Below are 20034 nucleotides of genomic sequence, written 5' to 3' on the forward strand. Positions count from 1 at the left end.
TTTTGCCCTTTATTAAAATAAATAAGCTCTAACGAACACATGGCAGCGATTAACGCAGTTAAAATATTTTCTGGTTCTGCTTCTAATTATTTAGCAAAGGATATTGCTAAGTTTTATGGAAAAGATTTAGGCGCTGTCACAACCTTAAAATTCTCAGACGGTGAAATGTCACCCAGTTTTGACGAATCAGTACGTGGTTGTGATGTATTTATCATTCAGTCTACGTTCCCATCGGCGGATAATTTGATGGAGTTATTATTAATGATTGATGCCGCTAGACGCGCATCAGCTCACTATGTAACAGCTGTTATTCCTTATTTTGGGTATTCTCGTCAAGATCGTAAAGATCGTCCACGCGTGGGTATTGGAGCAAAATTAATTGGCAATTTATTAACTGCAGCAGGAGCTGATCGTTTAATGACGATTGATCTACATGCAGGCCAAATCCAGGGTTTCATGGACTTCCCAGTAGATCACTTAGAAGGTAATGCCATCTTTGTTCCTTACTTAAAGTCTTTAAATTTAGAAAACATCCTTTTCGCATCCCCTGATGTGGGAGGTGTTGTTCGTACTCGCAACATGGCTAAATTCTTCAATGCGGAGATGGTTATTTGCGATAAGCACCGTAAACGTGCTAATGAAATTGCCTCCATGCAATTAATTGGAGAAGTGAAGGGTGCTGACGTGATCTTAGTCGATGACTTAATTGACACCGGAGGTACTTTGTGCAAAGCAGCTCAATTAATCATGGATAAGGGAGCAAATTCAGTAAGGGCGGTTGTCACCCACCCGGTTTTATCAGGAAAAGCATACGAAAACATTTCTAATTCTGTTTTAGCAGAATTATTAGTGACGGATACGATTCCTTCTAAACAAGCATGTGACAAAATTAAGATTCTTTCGGTTGCTGAGCTTTTCGCAAAGGCCATCGGACGTATCCGTGATCACGAATCTATCAGTTCATTATTTATTAAATATTAATTTCAACCGTTTCTAGGGGATAGCCTTTGTGCGAAAGACTGGAAGCATTAACAAAAACAAGATGAAAAAATTAGAGATTGTAGGGTTTAAAAGAGCGAATCTCGGTACGAAGAGCGCAAATGATTTACGCAACGAAGCTTTAGCACCATGTGTATTGTATGGTGGTTCGGAGCAAGTTCATTTCGCTGTTCCAATGATCCTTTTCCGTGAATTATTATATTCTGCGGATGTATACGAAGTTGAATTAAACATTGAGGGTACGAAATACCGTGCAATCTTACAAGATTCACAGTTTCACCCAGTGAACGAGATGATCTACCACGTAGACTTCCTAGAAATTCAAAAAGGCAAAGCAGTCAAGATTGCTGTACCTATTAAAGTAATTGGAAATTCTCCAGGTGTTATTAAAGGGGGTAAAATGGTGCAAAAATTACGTAAAGTAACTTTACGTGGTCAAGCAGAAAACATCCCTGATTTCGTAACAATTGATATATCTGGTTTAGACTTAGGTCAAACAGTTAAAGTAAACAAACTACAGGTAGAAGGATGTGAGATCTTAAATCCAATATCCAACCCAGTAGCGACAATCGAAATCCCAAGAGCATTAAGAGGTAAAATAACAGCTTAATTCCTTAAAGGAAAAACAGATTGATAGATAAAGAAAAAGCCCTGCAATTGCGGGGCTTTTTTATGCCTAATTAATATTAGACTTATTTCTTAGCTACAAACGCTTTCACGATTGGAGCCTTTTCGATCTTCGCTGCATGGTCAATAGAACCTACGTGAATGTAAGGAGCAATAACCAACGATACGATCGACATCAATTTAATCAAGATGTTCATAGAAGGTCCAGACGTATCTTTGAACGGATCTCCCACTGTGTCACCTGTTACGGCAGCTTTGTGAGGCTCAGAACCTTTCTTATATATTTGACCATCGATCAAAACGCCCTTCTCAAATGATTTCTTAGCGTTATCCCAAGCTCCACCTGCATTTGATTGGAAAATACCCATCAATACACCTGAAACGGTTACACCAGCTAATACACCACCTAAAACTTCAGGTCCCATAGTGAAACCAACAATAACAGGAACTGTTAAAGCAATAGCGCCTGGAAGAATCATTTGACGAATAGAAGCCTCTGTAGAGATCGCTACACATTTTTCATATTCTGGCTTCGCTTTGTATTCCATAATACCAGGAATCTCGCGGAACTGACGACGAACTTCGTTCACCATTTCCATCGCCGCTTTACCTACTGCGGAAATACATAAAGCAGAGAAAATAAATGGAATCATTCCACCTACAAATAAACCAGCTAATACATCAGCTTTATAAATATCGATAGAACTAATTCCTGCAATACCCACGAAAGCTGCAAATAAAGCTAAGGAAGTTAAAGCAGCCGAAGCTATCGCAAAACCTTTACCCGTTGCCGCAGTTGTATTTCCTACTGCATCTAAATTATCTGTACGATCACGAACTTCGGGAGGTAGTTGAGCCATTTCTGCGATACCACCTGCATTATCAGCAATAGGACCAAAAGCGTCAATAGCTAATTGCATAGCCGTTGTAGCCATCATACCAGCTGCAGCGATAGAAACACCATAAATACCAGCAAAGTGGTAAGAACCGATAATACCACCTGCTAAAACTAGAATAGGTAATACAGTAGACTCCATACCTACAGCTAAACCACCAATAATGTTAGTCGCATGACCTGTACCCGATTTTTGTACAATTGAATCTACTGGACGTTTTCCCATCGCAGTATAATATTCTGTAATAATAGACATCAAAGTTCCTACCACTAAACCCACGATAATCGCATAAAACACATCCATTGAAGTAAATGTAGTACCACGAAGCGTTAAGCTATCGGGTAAAATATTCTTAACTAAAAAATAAGATGTAACGAATGTGATCGCAATAGAAGTATAATTACCTACGTTCAACGCATTTTGAACAGAAGCTGTTTCACTAGAAATACGAACAAAGAACGTACTTACTAAGGAAGCTAATAAGCCTACACCTGCAATTAACATCGGTAATAAAACAGGGGAGAAGCCTCCATAATTATCTGTAACAGATATTTCTTGTCCTAAAACCATTGTTGCAAGGATGGTAGCTACATAAGAACCAAATAAATCAGCACCCATACCAGCCACATCACCTACGTTATCACCCACGTTATCTGCAATAGTAGCCGGATTACGTACATCATCTTCAGGAATACCTGCTTCTACTTTTCCTACTAAGTCAGCACCTACGTCGGCTGCTTTAGTATAAATACCACCACCTACACGAGCAAATAAAGCAATAGACTCAGCTCCTAAAGAAAAACCAGCTAATACTTCGATTGCCGTTCTCATCTCCATTGATGTCAAAGCTTTCCCTGCCGCAAAATATTGATAGAAAGCAATAAACAAACCACCTAAACCTAAAATAGCTAAACCAGCAACTCCCATTCCCATCACTGAACCTCCAGTAAAAGAAACATTCAATGCTTTAGCTAAAGAAGTTCTAGCAGCCTCTGCCGTACGAACATTCGCCTTTGTAGCGACGATCATTCCAATATAACCAGCCGTTGCTGAAAATACAGCACCGATTAAAAAAGCAACTGCAATTAAAGGGGAGGAGTGAATCGGATTTTCCGGAGTTCCCTCTTGAGATCCTAACCAAGCTAATAAAATAGCGGTAGGAATAGCGAAATATGTTAAAATTCTCCATTCTGCTTTTAAGAAGGCTATCGCACCATCTGCGATATAACCAGCCAACTCCTGCATTTTTTCGTTTCCGGCATCCTGTTTAGAGACCCAGTTAAATTTCCATGCTGTGTACAGCAATCCCACTAAACCAAAAGCAGGAACTAAGTAAACAATTTGATTCATAAAGGTTAATTTAGATTATACTCAAAAAATTTAGCACAATTTAGGTAAAAAGGTGCAAATAAACAATTAGAATGGCAATCTGACCAGAACTTTCCATTTTTCGGGCACTACAGTCCCCATAGGATAGACTAAATCGATGCCTAAGATTTTACCAATTCCCGTCAAGCCATAACTAATCTCTTGGTAATTAATTACTTGAGAACTTATGGACGTTTGAAGATAAGCATAACCCACTTTCTCTTTCAATCCATAAAGGGATAAAAACGCGTTTTGGGTAAGGATGAATTTACGCGGTTCCCAGTTAACAAATGCCTTTAAATGATCTCCAGAGTTCGAAAGCGCATAATAGGGAAGGGCAAAAAAGCTTGATTCTCCAGAGGAGACATTCACTTCATTTCCTTTGAAATGCTGATAATCAACTAACAAAGTGGGTTTATTGATAAAATGAGCTGCAGAAACTCGGTAATTAATTTCACCCCAATTAGCTAATGAGACAGACTGAGAAACCTGCAGAGATACTTTGTTAAAGGAATCATCTCCAAACGCCTGTTCATAAGCACCCGAAATGGTAGGACCCACCTCATTGGACAATCTTCGAGATCCATTATATCTCCTCCAAGTAGCGAATGGTTGATATCGAACTATAATTGAACCATAAAGTTGCTTACTAGTGGCAAAGGGAAGACCATTAGACTCAAAACGACGCTCCTTGAAGAAAAAACCATTCTCCTCCTGATTCACTAAGCTAGAACGTGAACGCATTTCAAGAGTCGAGTTCACATTCCATTTAGCATTCATTTGAACCCTATAAGAAGCCTTTATAAAATCCTTTTGGTATAACTTCAGATAATTTTGAGATAGGAACAAGGCATAATACAGGTTTACAATTTCTGGAACAGGTTCTGTGGAATTAATCTGCTGTATAGCTGAACCTCCTGAAAGATTCATTCGCTGGCGATTCTCATCCCAGTTACGTTCCACATAGGCAGAACCATTCCACGCTTTTCTAGAGAAAGCATAACGAACATCAAATCCGGTTCCCCAATAATCAGCTAATTTATAAGTAAAGCGGTAATTAACAGATCGGCCTAAACTAGCTCCATCCACCGCATTATATCCTGACTGAAAACCACTGACTGACAAACGAGCACCTAATCCCTTTTGACCATAAGAATACGTTCTGGCACTAAATATATCTCCATAGCGGAAACGAGGTAATGCATTAATAGAATCCTTAATCCGTTTTTTCTCATCCTGAACATACAGACTATCCGCCTCTTTATAACCCTTTACCTCTGCCTCCGTCAATGGTATTTGTCTTTCCGAGGCCCAGAATTCCTCTTTTTTACTGGAAGCGGTAGAATCCACCGTAAATGTATAATCCGAACTAAACTCTTCTTTTACTTCTTTTTTCTCTTCCTTATCTAACTCTTTAAGCACTTTTTTAAGCTTTTTGCGTGTTATATCTGAGCTCAAAGCTAATTTAGGAGTGGAGATTTTTTCTTTATTTATTTCCTTTGCCCAATCCTTATGCAAGCGCTCTTCTATAATCGTTGGCTTTACAACATAGGCTGGATTCACCTTAATCGAATATTCCTTTACTTGCGTGATGTAACGAAAAGTAGCACCAAAGCCCATCGCTTCGAAATTAACATTCACATCATAATTTATCGGCATCCAAACACCTTGAAACAGGACATTCTGTTGTTGAAACGTATAATAGCCCTGCGAATTTCGAAAGGCTAAACTAAACGAATAGATACTCCAAGTATCTTCGACAATGGATAATGTACCTTCAAATAAATCAGATGAAACTGATTTAGGTCTAACCTGTATTTTAGAAACCGTTTGTCCATTCAACTGAAAACTACCTAAGTAAGCAAAAGTATAGTATGAAAAAGCAGAGGCTGAAATAGGAGAAATCAAGGAGCCCCACACCTTAGGTTGGTAAAAATTAGTTTGAGTAATGCGCAGATTAGGCGCTCCTGAATTTTTAATCACAGAAGGAAGGTTATTGCGATTTGATACTACCTTTTCCTCTATTTTGTTTGGCTTAGTGTAAGTGATCTGATTAATTCCTTCTAATACATAAGTGGAACCTACCTTAATTCCAGCTTCCTTTTCCATCTTCTTTCCCACAAGAGCATTCATCACTTTAGAGATGGAGGTGATTTTCCCAGCACCTTTCACATAACCTTTGGCAGAATACCGATCAATCTCTTTTAAATGAAAAGGTGCCATCGAAATCATACGACGCATCATGCCTATTGCTGGATCTTCTTTTAAACCACCCACATTCACGTCTTGCAATGTGATGGCTTCCTCGGATAAAACAACATCTAAGGAAACATCAGCTGATATAGTTAATCGTTGTGATTTAGGTGTATGACCAAGAAATCGAAAAACAACTTCATGCTCTCCTTTAGGTAAGGTAATAGCATATTTCCCATCTTCATTTGCCAGCGTACCTCTATTCAAATCATTCACCCAAATAGTTGCAAAAGGCATCAATTCACCCTTATTAGAACAAACTACACCACTAAGCGTTTGGGCATGAAGGCTAATACAAGAGCAAAGAAGCAGAAGAAATAATTTCATTCTGCAAAATAAAACGAAACGCGCAAAACCAAAGGATAAATTTGATAAACGGCAGACGATTAACGATAATTAACGTAATTTTACTGCATATGGCTTACACACATAGACAACTCTTCCAGAAATTTATGGCGCCTACATCAGATGCGCCTTTAGCCTTAGAAATAACTAGGGCAGAAGGAGTCTATCTATATGACTCGGCAGGAAAATCCTATATCGATTTAATTTCCGGGATTGCCGTTTCGAACGTAGGTCACCGAAATCCAAGCGTCGTAAAAGCAATAAAGGACCAAGTCGACGCCTATATGCATTTAATGGTCTACGGAGAATATATCCAAAGTCCTCAAGTAAAACTCGCAGAGGCCCTAGTAAAATCTACTAGAACAACCCACTTAAATCAAGTCTACTTCACTAATTCTGGAACAGAGGCAGTAGAGGGTGCTATGAAATTAGCTAAACGCTACACAGGCAGAACCGAGTTCATCTCTTGTTTCGATGCTTACCACGGTGCTAGCCAAGGTGCATTATCCATCGCAGGGGATGAGAATTTCAAAAATGCCTTTAGACCATTATTACCTGATATTCGCCACATTCACCATGGCTGCATAGCTAATCTGATTAAAATAACCAATAAAACAGCGGCAGTAGTGATCGAAATTGTAGCAGGGGAGGCCGGAATAAAAACAGCATCACCTAGCTACTTCCAAGCCTTGCGCAAGCGATGTACTGAAACTGGATCCTTATTAATTATTGATGAAATTCAATCGGGTTTCGGGAGAACAGGAACTTTCTGGGCTTTTCAAGCCATGGACATTATCCCGGATATTTTACTAACAGCTAAAGGAATGGGGGGAGGAATGCCCGTTGGCGCTTTTTTAGCGAATGATGAAGTGATGAAGACCTTAAGTTTTGAGCCTGTACTGGGCCACATTACCACTTTTGGAGGACATCCAGTTTCCTGCGCTGCCTCACTAGCTACTTTACACTACATTCTTGAAGAAGGATTAATGGATGAAATTCCAACTAAAAACGATCTTTTCAAGAGTTTATTAAAACACCCCATCATTCATGAGGTACGCGGCATAGGATTCATGCTAGCGGTCGAAATGAAAGATTTTAAAACGGTCAAAGCCGTCATAGATGAATGTATCCTTCAAGGATTAATCACAGATTGGTTCCTATTCTGCGATAATTCACTTCGAATTGCCCCTCCTTTGACCATCACAGAAGAGGAAATAAAAATAGCCTGCAACATCTTGTTACAGGCTATGAATAAAGTCTACGCGCCAGATTAAGCGTGCTTCAATAAAGTTTCAGCTAAAACAGACTTCGGGATATTTCCTCCTACAAGACGCTCTACCATTTCACCGTTCTTAAACACCATTAAAGTAGGAATAGAACGAATACCTAGTGACGCAGGTACCGCTGAATTTTGATCTACATTCATTTTTGCCACAATCGCTTGACCTTCTACATCCCCTGCTAATTCCTCTACGATCGGTCCGATCATCTTACATGGGCCACACCATTCTGCCCAAAAATCTACTAAAACTGGTGTATCAGTGCCGATTAACTCTTGAAAATTAGCATCTGTTGCCTCTACGTATTTTCCCATTGTTTGATATATTTTATAAAATTCAAAATTAAAACAAAACCCGGATAAGAATTAGTTCCCGGTAAAAAATATTTAAGAAATTAATCTAAAGCCCACATTTTCAAGCTCTCTCAGCTCAGAAATCAAGCCCTTATTGATAGAAACCTGCATTTTACGAGAAAGAAAATCCATTCCTATTTTTTCTTGATCATCATAAACTTCAATGGTTAATTTCTTTTCTCCCTTATTACGCTCTAAAGTTTCCTGCAATAGATCTAATAAGCCAGGATTTAGTTGATTCAGTTCTAAACGCAATTTGATCTCTTTCGTACGATCGCTTAAAATTTCGGATAATAATTCGATAGACTGTATTTTGAACACCATTTGATCCATATGACGATTCTTTAATTGATAAGAACCGTTAATAAACAATAGACGATCTAGGGCAATAAAGCGCTCAAACTGGATGTAATCCTTGGAAAATAGGGCAAACTCAAAATTACCCGCGTAATCCTCGAGAGTGAAAATCATAAATTGATTTCCATTTGCAGAAGTCCGCACATTAACTTTAGTTACGATCCCAGCAAAAGATTGCGCTTGGTTTGGACGAGATTCAAGTTGCCCTGTATGTGAATTGCAGAAATTGGAAATTTCTGTTTTGTAATCATCCAAAGGATGTCCAGAAATATAAACGCCCACCACTTCCTTCTCATTTTTCAATTGTTCCATGACAGACCATGGTTCAGAAGTAGGAATGCGTGGTTTTGCTATATCATTTCCCGTTCCTGCACCTAATTCCCCAAAAAGGGACGCCGTAGCAGATACCTTCAATTCACTCATTTTAGAGGCAAAACGCACAATTTTTTCAATGAAGTTGGTATTATCTTGCGGATCTACAGCAAAATAATGAGAACGCTGCACTTCAGGAAAGCAATCAAATGCACCGGCAAAAGCGAGTGATTCTAAACTCTTCTTATTTACTTGGCGTACATTAATGCGCGAAACAAAATCAAAAATATCCTTGTATTCCCCATTTTTCATACGCTCCTCTACAATCGCATCGACTGCTGCTTCACCCACGCCTTTAATGGCAGCTAAGCCAAAACGTATTTGGCCTTTCTTATTTACCGCAAATGAACGAGACGATTCATTCACATCTGGAACTAGTAAACTTAATCCCATTCGCTTACACTCATCCATAAAGAAAGTGATCTTCTCTATGTTGCCTAACGAGTTCGAAAGCACCGCCGACATAAATTCTGGAGGGTAGTTTGCTTTTAAGTAACCTGTTTGATAAGCCACTAATCCATAGCAAGTTGAGTGCGATTTGTTAAAGGCATATTGAGCAAAAGCTTCCCAGTCAGTCCAAATTTTATCTAGTTTATTCACCGGATGATTGTTCGCTACTCCACCTTCCATAAACTTGCCCTTCATCTTGTCGATTGTGGCCTTGTCCTTCTTTCCCATGGCCTTGCGAAGCACATCAGCATCTCCCTTCGTGAAATTGGCTATCTTCTGAGAAAGAAGCATTACCTGCTCTTGGTAGACCGTAATACCGTAGGTATCACTCAAATACTCTTCCATTACTGGCAAATCGTATTCAATCTTCTCTCTTCCATGCTTGCGAGCAATGTAATTAGGAATGTAGACCATCGGCCCTGGACGGAATAGGGCGTTCATCGCAATTAAATCAGAGAACTGATCGGGTTTTAGATCACGTAGGTGCTTCTGCATTCCCGGGGATTCAAACTGGAAAGTACCGTTCGTTTCTGCCCTTTGATATAATTCAAAAGTAAGCTGATCATCTAAAGGTAAATCATCTAAAATGATCGTCTCATTATGATTTTGTTTAATTAAGCGAACAGACTCTTTTAAAATGGAGAGGGTTTTCAGTCCCAAAAAATCCATCTTAATCACACCTGCATTCTCAATCACGGAGCCATCATACTGGGTAATTAAGAGATTAACATCTTTAGAGGTGGCAACAGGCAAAATATCAGTTAAATCAGAGGGGGCAATAATGATTCCTGCCGCGTGAATACCGGTTCCACGCACAGAACCTTCTAAAACGAGTGCATTCTCAATTACCGTTGAAGGTAATCCTCCTGCTACCTTTATGCGTCTTAGCTCTTTCACTTGTTCTAATTCCTCCGAATTAAAACCTTCCTTATCGGCTAAACTATTATCTCCTGTAAGTGCCGCATTAAAAATACGTTCTAAGGTAATTTTGGGTTTATCCGGAACGAGTTTCGCTAACGCATTCGATTCCTGTAAGGGGAGGTCTAAAACGCGTGAAACGTCCTTTATAGACATTTTAGCGGCCATAGTACCATAAGTGGCAATATGAGCTACTTGATTTTTACCGTATTTATCGACCACATAGTCGATTACTTTTTGGCGGCCTTCATCATCAAAGTCAGTATCAATATCGGGTAAGGACTTCCGATCGGGATTCAAGAAACGCTCGAAAAGGAGATTATATTTAATCGGGTCAATGTTCGTAATCCCTAAACAATAGGCAACTACCGAACCAGCCGCAGAACCACGACCAGGTCCCACATAAACGCCTAAATCACGACCAGCTTGAATAAAATCAGCTACAATCAAAAAATAACCTGCAAATCCCATCGTCTTAATTGTATGCAATTCAAATCGCAAACGTTCTTCGACAACTTGATCAATATCGATGTAGCGCCTCTTTGCGCCCTCCATCGTTAAATGCTCAAGGAAATCATCTTGATTTAGGAAAGTGGATGGAATTACGAAATTAGGTAATAAAACATCCTTCTCTAGCTTCAAGGTTTCCACCTTACCCACAATCTCATTCGTATTATCAATTGCCTCTGGTATATGTGACCAAAGCTTCGTCATCTCCTCCGTCGTCTTGAAGTAGAATTGATCATTATAGAAAGCAAAGCGCTTTCCTTTCATATCAAAATCACCTTCAATATCTTTATAAGTAGGAGTGGCCTGCTTTTCACCTGTATTAATACAAAGCAAAATATCGTGCGCATTAGCATCTTTTTGGTCCAAATAATGGCTATCATTCGATGCAATCACCTTTACATTATACTTCTTCGCAAAACGAAGTAACACCTCATTCACCGTTTGTTGCTCCGGAATAAAGTGATTCTGTACCTCGATATAATAATCTTCACCAAATAAATCCAACCACCATTTAAACTCCTTTTCCGCTGCGTCCTCTCCATCACGCAAAATAGCTTGAGGCACTGAAGCGCCTAAGCAACAAGTCGTTGCAATTAAGCCTTTATGGTATTTTAAAACCAATTCCTTATCAATCCGGGGGTATTTCGAATACATCCCCTCCATGAAACCCAAAGAACTTAATTTGACCAAATTCTGGTATCCTTCCGGATTCTTAGCCAAAAACAACTGATGGTAACGCTTATCCTTTAATTCTTTCGTAAAAACCTGCTTATGGCGATCATTCACTAAATAAAACTCACAACCCACAATCGGTTTAACACCTTGCTTACCCGCTTCCGCCACGAATTGAAATACCCCAAACATATTCCCATGATCTGTAATAGCCACAGCGGGCATATTATCTTCTTTCGCCTTTTTAAACATAGACGAAATCTTAGACGCACCATCTAAGAGTGAAAACTGGGAATGGTTGTGCAAATGCGAAAATTGCATAGGAGTTTATTCTTTTATAAAAGGTTCTTTTTCAAAAAATATAGCATTCATGAAATCTAAATAAGGTTTTAATACCTTCGCATCAGAAATCAGCTGTTTAGTAAACATCGGGTTGCAGACATCTTCATCTGTATATTTTTTCCAAAAAAACAATTGTTTCTTCTTCAATAACTCCGCGTCAGCATGGTCTGTATCGTATCCTTTAGGGATTCTAACTAAACTTTCACCCACTTCCTCACCAAAAACGGCCACAAATTTCGGATTCTTAATGATTTTACGTAATCCTGCCGCATTATAATCAATCTCTTGACGATAAGCAGCTAATTGCTCTGGACTAGGAGAGTACATTCCACCACCTAAAAATGACGATCCATTCGGCTCAATATGAACATAATAGTCCATCAATCCGGACTTTCGCCCACCTTCTGAAAAACTAGCTGAAAACCAGGTCTTATAAGGTTCTTTATTTTTAGAGAATCGAACGTCCCGGTAAATGCGGTAGGAGCAATGCTTTAACAAAACACCATCCATATTCTCAAAATCTGCAAACTCGGTAATCAATTCAGTGGTCCACGCATCAAATCCTTTTTTCTCCTTTTCATAGATTGCCTTGTTTTCGGCAAACCATTCCCGTGAATTATTCACACGAAGGTCACGCAAAAAGGCCAAAAGGCTTAGAGAAAGAGGCATGAAAACGGGGATGAAAATGTAAAAACGAATTTAGCGAATTTAGCTCGAATGCCCAAGCGCAAATCCTTTGGAGTTACGGTCTATTTTATTGATTTTTGCATAAATTATAATTAAAGCCATGCGGATATTAACGGGCATACAAGCCTCTGGAAAGCCCCATTTAGGAAATATATTAGGTGCCATCATGCCTGCCATCGAGCTTTCAAAGCAAGCAGGTAATGAATCTTTTTTATTTATCGCGGATTTACACACCCTAACGTCCCTAAAAGACGGCGAAAGTATTAGAAATAATACGTTGTCTATAGCGGCAGCTTGGTTAGCCTTTGGCTTTGATACAGAAAAGAATTACTTCTACCGTCAATCTAAATTAGCCCCTTACCACACCGAATTGATGTGGTATTTAAATTGCTTCACGCCATTTCCGATGTTGGCAAATGCCCATAGCTTTAAAGATAAATCAGATAAATTATCTGACGTAAATGCCGGTTTATTCACTTATCCCGTTTTACAAGCTGCAGATATTGTTTTATATGATGCGCATATTATTCCGGTAGGTAAGGACCAAAGACAACACATCGAAATGACCCGCGACATCACCAATTCCGTAAATAAGCGATATAATAAAGACATTTTTGTTTTACCAGAAGCGCGAATTAATGAAGACGTAATGACCATTCCTGGCCTAGACGGCGCTAAAATGAGCAAGTCATTAAATAACTACATTGATATCTTCTTACCAGAAAAGGACTTATTAAAGCAAATCAAGAAAATTGTCACTGACACGACTCCTTTAGAAGAACCGAAGGATCCTTCCACCGATATTACCTTCAAACTGTATCAATTAATGGCCTCCCCAGCCCAAGTAGCAGAAATGCGTGCTAATTACCTAGCGGGTGGTTTCGGCTATGGCCACGCAAAACAAGCTTTGCACGAACTAATGCTCAGCTATTTCAAAGAGGCGAGAGAGAAATTTGACTATTTCATTGCTCACCCTGAAATCATTGAAGAAAAACTAGCGATAGGGGAGCAAAAAGTACAGCCGATTGCAGAAGCTACCATCAAACGTATCAGATCTGAATTTAAGTTCTAAGCTATGTTTCCATCCTGGGATATTGATCTATTTAAGTTCATTAACGAGGCGCATCAGCCTTGGTTAGATGGACCTATGGAAATCATATCAGGCAAATTAACCTGGATTCCCTTATATGCCCTCCTAATCTATTATTTGTATAAGGAATTTAGACAAGCTGTTTGGAAAGCGATTATTTACTTACTTTCGACTATTCTCTTTGCTGATCAATTCAGTTCTAGTCTACTAAAACCTCTCTTTAAGCGATTAAGACCCTGTCATGTAGAAGAATTCCAATCTTGGATACATTTACCTGATGGATGCGGGGGAATGTATGGATTTTGCTCCTCACATGCGGCTAATGCTTTTGCGGTAGCGATAGGCTTTTATTTGCTTACAAAAAACAAAGTTGCAGGTGCTGCCTTGGTACTTTGGGCTACACTAATATCTTATAGCCGAATTTATTTAGGCGCACATTATCCCTTAGATGTCATCGCGGGAGCTTTTGTGGGTGGAATAGGAGCGTGGCTACTATTTCAAGTTTACTTGAGATTCACTAAAAAGTCGTAAGTATTGATTCCATCCGCGAAATCGTCGAGGGATGGATGTTGACTTTGGCCAAAACCAATATCTAAACCCACTTTACATTGAATTTTTTCCTCGCGCTCCGCAATCCAGGCTAATAAAGAGGCTTCATCCGTATAGCGATGAACATATAAAACACCCACTGGAGAGACTAAATCCTCGTTTTCTGTCACTAAAAGATTCCCTAAATCAAAATGAGGAATCTGATTCAATAAGAATAAGGTTCTATGGTATTGAAAATTATTTGAATACTTTGAATGATCTAAAACCCACGTTTCCTTTGTCAATTCATCAAATAAAGGAGTTAAATCATACGCTGCAGTAACAGCAATCGTAGAGACATTTCTACAGCCTAAACCATAATAGGTAAATATATCCTGACCTAAACCTTTAAAATCACCCACTGTTTCGTTTCCTTTCAAAACTGCTAAGGAACTCCTATTCTTACGAATAATATGAGGAATGGTGGAGAAATAGTGGGCAAAATAAGCTCCTGAAAAATCACTACCCGTCGCAATAACAGCCTCCATGCCTTGTAAACGATCAATTACATAGATAGGGAAAGTACTGTCAAATGATTGCATCGCAGACACATACAATTGCATGAGGGCTTTATCTTGCGAACTTAATTTCAAATGTGCTTCGTTTCCAGAGGCTAAAACCATTAATACATCATGCATTCCAACAGCGGGTAAATTACCGGCTAAAACAATTCCAACCTTTTTAGGGTGTGCCGTCTGTGAGGGATGCTTTACATAAAATTCCTCCCAAGCTTTGACAGAAAAAAACTGCTCTTCTATTGCCTGCATGGCATGCCGAACTAATGATTCAGAAAACCAAGGATTCTCATTTATGGATCTTTCTATAAATAGTTCTATTTTATCTCGATTTGATTCATCCGTAAAATAGTTTTTCAAGAAAGTAATAAGCTGTAAAAAGGAAGCCTTTGGCATATTATAATAGATTTAACCACACAAAGGTGTAAAATTTTTCGGTTAGTCCATATAAATTATATACTATTCAAATTTATGTTCGTAAATTGCATGATCAAACAAAAACATTGGTATGGCGATTATCATAACTGACGAATGTATTAACTGTGGGGCTTGTGAACCAGAATGCCCTAACACAGCTATTTATGAAGGTGGTGTAGAATGGACTTGGGGCGGTGGCACTTCTTTAACAGAAATTGAATTAGAAGACGGATCTTCAATGGATGCAAAAACTCCTGTAGAACCTGTTTCAGAGGAATTTTATTATATCGTTCCAGATAAATGTACGGAGTGTACTGGATTCCACGAGGAACCACAATGTGCTGCAGTTTGTCCAGTGGATTGCTGTGTGCCTGATCCTGATCGCGTAGAAGATACTGATACGTTACAAGCGAAGAAAGCATGGTTGCATGCGGAATAAATTTTAAGCTTTGCTTAAAATTTAAAGCATAAAGCATAAAGAATAGATTTGAAATGGGGCTTCGGCCCCATTTTTTATGTTCAAATATTTCATGAAGCTATCGCCGCAGGCGATTCAATCTTTATGCTTTTTGCTCTATGCTTTGTGCTTTATTCTTTAAAAAAGACTAGTGACTACTGACTAGCGACTAGCCACCGATATTTATACTATTTCAAGATTTTAAAAATGTAGTTTTAATTTGAACTCATTTATTCTTCATTTTTGCAAAATCATTAAATACTGGTTTAATTTTTACCTCATTTTTACTATTTTTTTGCAAAAAAATTAAAAATAGGTTAAATTTTTATCTCAAATATTTGGAATATATAAATTTAGCCTACATCTTTGATTCGTAATCAAGCATTTTTTACTCTTAAACAATCTCCCAAATGAAAAAAACTATCCTAACAGCCATTTTCGCCGCAACAGCATTTTGTGGATTTTCCCAAGAAAAAGAAGCCGAAGCTCCTAAGTTTTCTTTTTCGGGTTACATTGATTCATACTATATGTTGAATTTCAATAGCCCAACTAGTAGAAGCAATTTAGGGGCCTCTGGATACGAAAGAGCTTTCGACCAGAAGTCAAATCAATTTTCTTTAGGACTTGTTCAAACGAAATTTGGATACGCTACTAAATCAGCTGATGTAGTTGTGGATTTAACATTTGGACCTAACGCAGACTTAGGTCAGTACGGAAACGTTATCGGACCATTGGGTGCGGGAAAAGCAAGTACGGCTTTGGCCATCAAACAAGCTTACTTTAACTGGAAAGCAAGTGACAAATTTACCTTAACAGTAGGCCAATTCGGAACCCACATCGGATACGAAGTAATCGATGCGCCTATCAACTACAACTATTCACTTTCTAACCTATTCAATAATGGGCCGTTCTACCACATTGGTGCTAAAGCGAATTATGCCTTCTCTGACAAATTTTCTGCCATGGTTGGATTGGTCAACAATGTGGATAATTTAAATGATAACAATTCTTCTAAAGGCTTTATCTACCAAGTGTTTACATCACCGGCGGCAGGATGGAACTTATATGTTAATGGAATCAGCTCGAATGAATCTACTCCCTTAGCTAGCGGTAAAGATGATTCTGGCAGCTATAACTTATTGGATTTAACAACATCTTACCAAATCACCCCTAACTATTTATTAGGCGTAAATGCAGCATACGGAACACAAACTGGTGATTTCCAAGGAGGCGGATCTGTAGGAAATAGCAAATCATGGGGTGGAGTGGCTTTATACTCTAACTATGCATTCACTGATAAGTTTAGCTTAGGTGGTCGCTACGAAGTATTCGATAACACATCTGGTGCTCGTGCTTTACGTAAAGCGGATGGTACTGGAACTGATGTTAGTTCTCTTACCCTAACGGCTACATTCACAGCTGCAGAAGGCCATTTATTGATCAAACCAGAATTACGCACTGATTCTTACCATTCCACTCAATTCGTAGACGGTGATGGAAAAAATCAAAAATCTCAAACAACCTTAGGATTGCACTTCATCTATAAGTTTTAATTTATTCACACTTAACATTTAATAATATGACGAATCAAAAACCAACCTGGATCCCGTTATTAGTTTTATTAGGAATAGCAGTCCTTGCCTTATTCACCACTTCTGTTCCTGGAGCAATTCCTACAGAAGGTTTAGACACAGGTGATACGGCCTGGATGATTGTAGCCTCTGGCTTAGTACTTTTAATGACACCTGGATTAGCGTATTTCTATGGTGGAATGGTTAATCACAAGAATGTAATCTCTACTATGTTGCAATCTTTCATTGCCATGGGAGTAATTTCCGTGATTTGGATTGTATTCGGTTTCTCTTTGGCGTTTGGCGACTCTTTAGGTGGCTGGATCGGAGACCCTAGAAGTTTCTTTATGTTCAATGGTGTATTTGATCACAAATTATCTTTAGGATCTTCTGATCAATTAAAGTTCACGATTCCTTTTGCTTTGTTTGCTTTTTTCCAAATGAAGTTTGCAGTTATCACGCCAGCGCTTATCTCTGGAGCTTTAGCAGAACGTATAAACTTCCGTGCCTTCGTTTTATTCATGGTCCTTTTCTGTATAGCGGTTTACGCTCCATTAGCTCACTGGACATGGCATCCAGATGGATTCTTATTCAACTTAGGTGTATTGGATTTTGCTGGGGGAACAGTTGTACACATGTCTGCTGGTTGGGCGGCATTAGCGGGTGCTTTATACTTACGTCGCCGTAAGTCTCATATCGAGTCTAATATCTTGCCTCCAGCTAACATTCCTTATGTATTATTAGGAACAGGTCTATTGTGGTTCGGATGGTTTGGTTTTAACGCAGGTTCTGCGGTAGGAGCAAATGGATTAGCTGTAACAGCTTTCGCAACTACACACGTAGCTGCCGCTGCTGCTGGTTTATCTTGGATCCTATTTGATGTAACTCGTGGCAAGAAAGTATCTGCCTTGGGTTTCTGTATCGGTGCGGTAGTAGGTTTAGTAGCTATTACACCAGCGTCAGGTTTCGTGACTGTTCCTGTAGCGATTTTCATTGGAGTGGTTGCTGCGATCGTTTCTAACATTGCCGCACACTGGAGAGCAAGCTCTAACTTAGATGATACATTAGACGTATTCGCTTGCCACGGTATTGGTGGAATGGTAGGTATGTTAATGACTGGTATCTTCGCAACCTCTGCTGTTAACGCAGCAGTAGTAGAGCAAGGCTTGTTCTACGGAGAAACCTCTTTATTCTTAAAGCACTTATTAGCTTTAGCAATCGTTTCGGCCTTTGCTTTTGGCGCATCTTATATCCTTTTAGTTATCACGGACAAAATTATTCCATTACGTGTAAACGAGGAAGAAGAAAGATTAGGTTTGGATATTTCTCAACACGACGAGTCGTTAGCAAAATAATTCAACACAGCTGCCCGCATTAATGGTTCTTGTGGTTTTGTTTCAATCAAAAAGTCGGAGGCTACTAGCTTTCGACTTTTTTGTTTAGCGCCTGAGGCGCTAAACAAAAATTAAAGAATAAAGCACAAAGAATAAAGCATAGAGATGGAATCGGCTTCGCCGATAAACTCTTTAGAAACACAAAATGCGGCATCGCCGCTTTTAACCAACTTTATTCTTTGTGCTTTATTCTTTATGCTCTATTACAACACCACACATCTCACCCGTCTCATTCAAAGATTTATATCTAACCTGTTGAACCGTATTAATCTGTAAAGGATCGAAAGGAACCACGACACGAACGTAATTCTCAGAAAAACCTTCCATAGTTCCTGGAGTCGCCGATTCTTCAAATAACACTTTTCCTTTTAACCCTGATTGTGATTCATAAAATGCACGACGCTTTTTATCGGAAAGAATATGCAACATCTTAGATCGCTCTGCTTTTTGCATGCCATCTACTTTGGGCTTCATATCTACCGCATAGGTATTAGGTCGCTCAGAATAGGGGAAAACATGTAGATAAGAAATATCCAAAGCATTTAAAAACTCATAGGTTTCTAGAAATAATTCAGGAGTTTCACCGGGATGACCCACGATTACGTCTACACCAATACAAGCGGAAGGCATAACTGATTTAATAGAGGAGACACGATCCACATATAATTCACGTTGATAGCGTCGCTTCATTAAACGCAGAACAGCATTTGAACCTGATTGCAAGGGAATATGAAAATGAGGAACAAACTTAGACGAAGCACCTAAATAGGTAATCATTTCTGATGTTAATAAATTAGGCTCGATGGAGGAAACACGAAAGCGCTCTATGGATGATTTTTCTTCGATGGCTTGAACCAACTGAAAGAAAGTCTCCACTCGTTTTCCATTTTGAATGCCAAAATCCCCGATATTAACTCCTGTAAGGATAATTTCTTTTACATCTTTGGCAGAAATCTCCTCAATTAAACCCAAAACCTTTTCTATCGTGTCAGATCGCGACTGCCCTCGAGCCAAAGGTATCGTACAATAAGAACAAGGATAATCACAGCCATCCTGCACCTTTAAAAATGTACGCGTACGGTCATTAAGCGAATAGGAGGCATGATAATCTAAATCGTAGCGAATTTCTGAGGCAATTAACTTAGGTAAAGATTTCGAAATCCGATCTAAATAGGGGGAGATTAACTCCGGTAATTGAAATTTTTCGTTTGCCCCTAAAACTAAATCGACACCTGGAATGGCTGCAATTTCATCAGGCTTTAATTGCGCATAACAGCCAATTATAACAACAGTGGATGACGGATTTGCTTTTTTAGCTTCCCGAACCACTTTCTTACACTTCTTATCTGCTTGTTCGGTAACACTGCAGGTATTAATCACAAATAAATCCGGCTGATCTTGAAATTCAGCACGAACAAAACCTAAAGGCTCTAAAGACCGAGCGATAGAGCTAGATTCTGCAAAATTTAACTTGCAACCTAATGTGTAAAATGCGACTTTTTTCATACCTGAAATCAGGTGACAAAGGTAAAACAAAAATGGCGGGAAAACCCGCCATCTTATCTATAAAAGT

The 20034-nt window shown here is 39.0% G+C and carries 15 protein-coding genes; 8 read left to right on the forward strand and 7 right to left on the reverse strand.

From position 1 onward, the window contains the following. The first annotated feature begins 39 nt into the window (after positions 1–39). Positions 40–981, forward strand: a complete 942-nt coding sequence (locus tag ACST13_RS08010) for a ribose-phosphate pyrophosphokinase (RefSeq protein ID WP_459522673.1) — start codon at positions 40–42, stop codon at positions 979–981. Between the two features lie 61 nt (positions 982–1042). Next, positions 1043–1609, forward strand: a complete 567-nt coding sequence (locus ACST13_RS08015) for a 50S ribosomal protein L25/general stress protein Ctc (RefSeq protein WP_459522674.1) — start codon at positions 1043–1045, stop codon at positions 1607–1609. 82 nt (positions 1610–1691) lie between these two features. Here ACST13_RS08015 and ACST13_RS08020 read toward each other — a convergent pair whose 3' ends face one another. Then, positions 1692–3872, reverse strand: coding sequence for a sodium-translocating pyrophosphatase (locus ACST13_RS08020; protein WP_459522675.1), 2181 nt, complete (start codon positions 3870–3872; stop codon positions 1692–1694). Between the two features lie 66 nt (positions 3873–3938). Continuing rightward, the gene (locus tag ACST13_RS08025; RefSeq protein WP_459522676.1) at positions 3939–6470 is read right to left on the reverse strand and encodes a DUF5686 and carboxypeptidase regulatory-like domain-containing protein; all 2532 of its coding nucleotides are present in this window, start codon (positions 6468–6470) and stop codon (positions 3939–3941) included. An 89-nt stretch (positions 6471–6559) separates the two neighbouring features. Here ACST13_RS08025 and ACST13_RS08030 point away from each other — a divergent pair, with 89 nt between their 5' ends. Continuing rightward, complete coding sequence (locus ACST13_RS08030; protein WP_459522677.1) at positions 6560–7762, forward strand: aspartate aminotransferase family protein; 1203 nt, start codon at positions 6560–6562, stop codon at positions 7760–7762. Here the strand turns inward: ACST13_RS08030 and trxA are convergent. The 3 genes from trxA to ACST13_RS08045 all read right to left on the reverse strand — a co-directional run bounded on the left by trxA (position 7759) and on the right by ACST13_RS08045 (position 12411). Further along, positions 7759–8082: a thioredoxin gene (gene trxA / locus ACST13_RS08035; RefSeq protein ID WP_459460052.1), complete on the reverse strand. Its 324-nt coding sequence runs from the start codon at positions 8080–8082 to the stop codon at positions 7759–7761. The two genes, ACST13_RS08030 and trxA, sit on opposite strands and share 4 nt — an antisense overlap. Positions 8083–8154: 72 nt before the next feature. After that, positions 8155–11721, reverse strand: coding sequence for a DNA polymerase III subunit alpha (dnaE, locus tag ACST13_RS08040; RefSeq protein WP_459522678.1), 3567 nt, complete (start codon positions 11719–11721; stop codon positions 8155–8157). Between the two features lie 6 nt (positions 11722–11727). Beyond that, complete coding sequence (locus ACST13_RS08045; protein ID WP_459522679.1) at positions 11728–12411, reverse strand: DUF2461 domain-containing protein; 684 nt, start codon at positions 12409–12411, stop codon at positions 11728–11730. 118 nt (positions 12412–12529) lie between these two features. On the opposite strand from ACST13_RS08045, the gene trpS reads away from it, so the two are divergent. Continuing rightward, a complete protein-coding gene (gene trpS, locus ACST13_RS08050; protein WP_459522680.1) occupies positions 12530–13501 on the forward strand; it encodes a tryptophan--tRNA ligase in 972 nt (323 codons plus the stop codon). Positions 13502–13504: 3 nt separating this feature from the next. Continuing rightward, a complete protein-coding gene (locus tag ACST13_RS08055) occupies positions 13505–14050 on the forward strand; it encodes a phosphatase PAP2 family protein (RefSeq protein WP_459522681.1) in 546 nt (181 codons plus the stop codon). Here the strand turns inward: ACST13_RS08055 and ACST13_RS08060 are convergent. Beyond that, positions 14023–15018 carry an acyl-CoA reductase gene (locus ACST13_RS08060; RefSeq protein WP_459522682.1) on the reverse strand — a complete coding sequence of 332 codons (996 nt, stop codon included), beginning with the start codon at positions 15016–15018 and terminating at the stop codon, positions 14023–14025. The genes ACST13_RS08055 and ACST13_RS08060 overlap by 28 nt on opposite strands. Before the next feature lie 112 nt (positions 15019–15130). On the opposite strand from ACST13_RS08060, the gene ACST13_RS08065 reads away from it, so the two are divergent. From ACST13_RS08065 to ACST13_RS08075, 3 genes are all read left to right on the forward strand, one after another. Next, complete coding sequence (locus tag ACST13_RS08065; protein ID WP_459460064.1) at positions 15131–15478, forward strand: 4Fe-4S dicluster domain-containing protein; 348 nt, start codon at positions 15131–15133, stop codon at positions 15476–15478. A gap of 428 nt (positions 15479–15906) precedes the next feature. After that, positions 15907–17049 carry a porin gene (locus ACST13_RS08070; RefSeq protein WP_459522683.1) on the forward strand — a complete coding sequence of 381 codons (1143 nt, stop codon included), beginning with the start codon at positions 15907–15909 and terminating at the stop codon, positions 17047–17049. A 26-nt stretch (positions 17050–17075) separates the two neighbouring features. Next, the gene (locus ACST13_RS08075) at positions 17076–18422 is read left to right on the forward strand and encodes an ammonium transporter (RefSeq protein WP_459522684.1); all 1347 of its coding nucleotides are present in this window, start codon (positions 17076–17078) and stop codon (positions 18420–18422) included. A gap of 225 nt (positions 18423–18647) precedes the next feature. On the opposite strand, the gene mtaB is transcribed toward ACST13_RS08075, so the two are convergent. After that, complete coding sequence (mtaB, locus tag ACST13_RS08080; RefSeq protein ID WP_459522685.1) at positions 18648–19967, reverse strand: tRNA (N(6)-L-threonylcarbamoyladenosine(37)-C(2))-methylthiotransferase MtaB; 1320 nt, start codon at positions 19965–19967, stop codon at positions 18648–18650. Positions 19968–20034: the final 67 nt, after the last annotated feature.

The organism is Aquirufa sp. A-Brett2-W8, assembly GCF_054558755.1.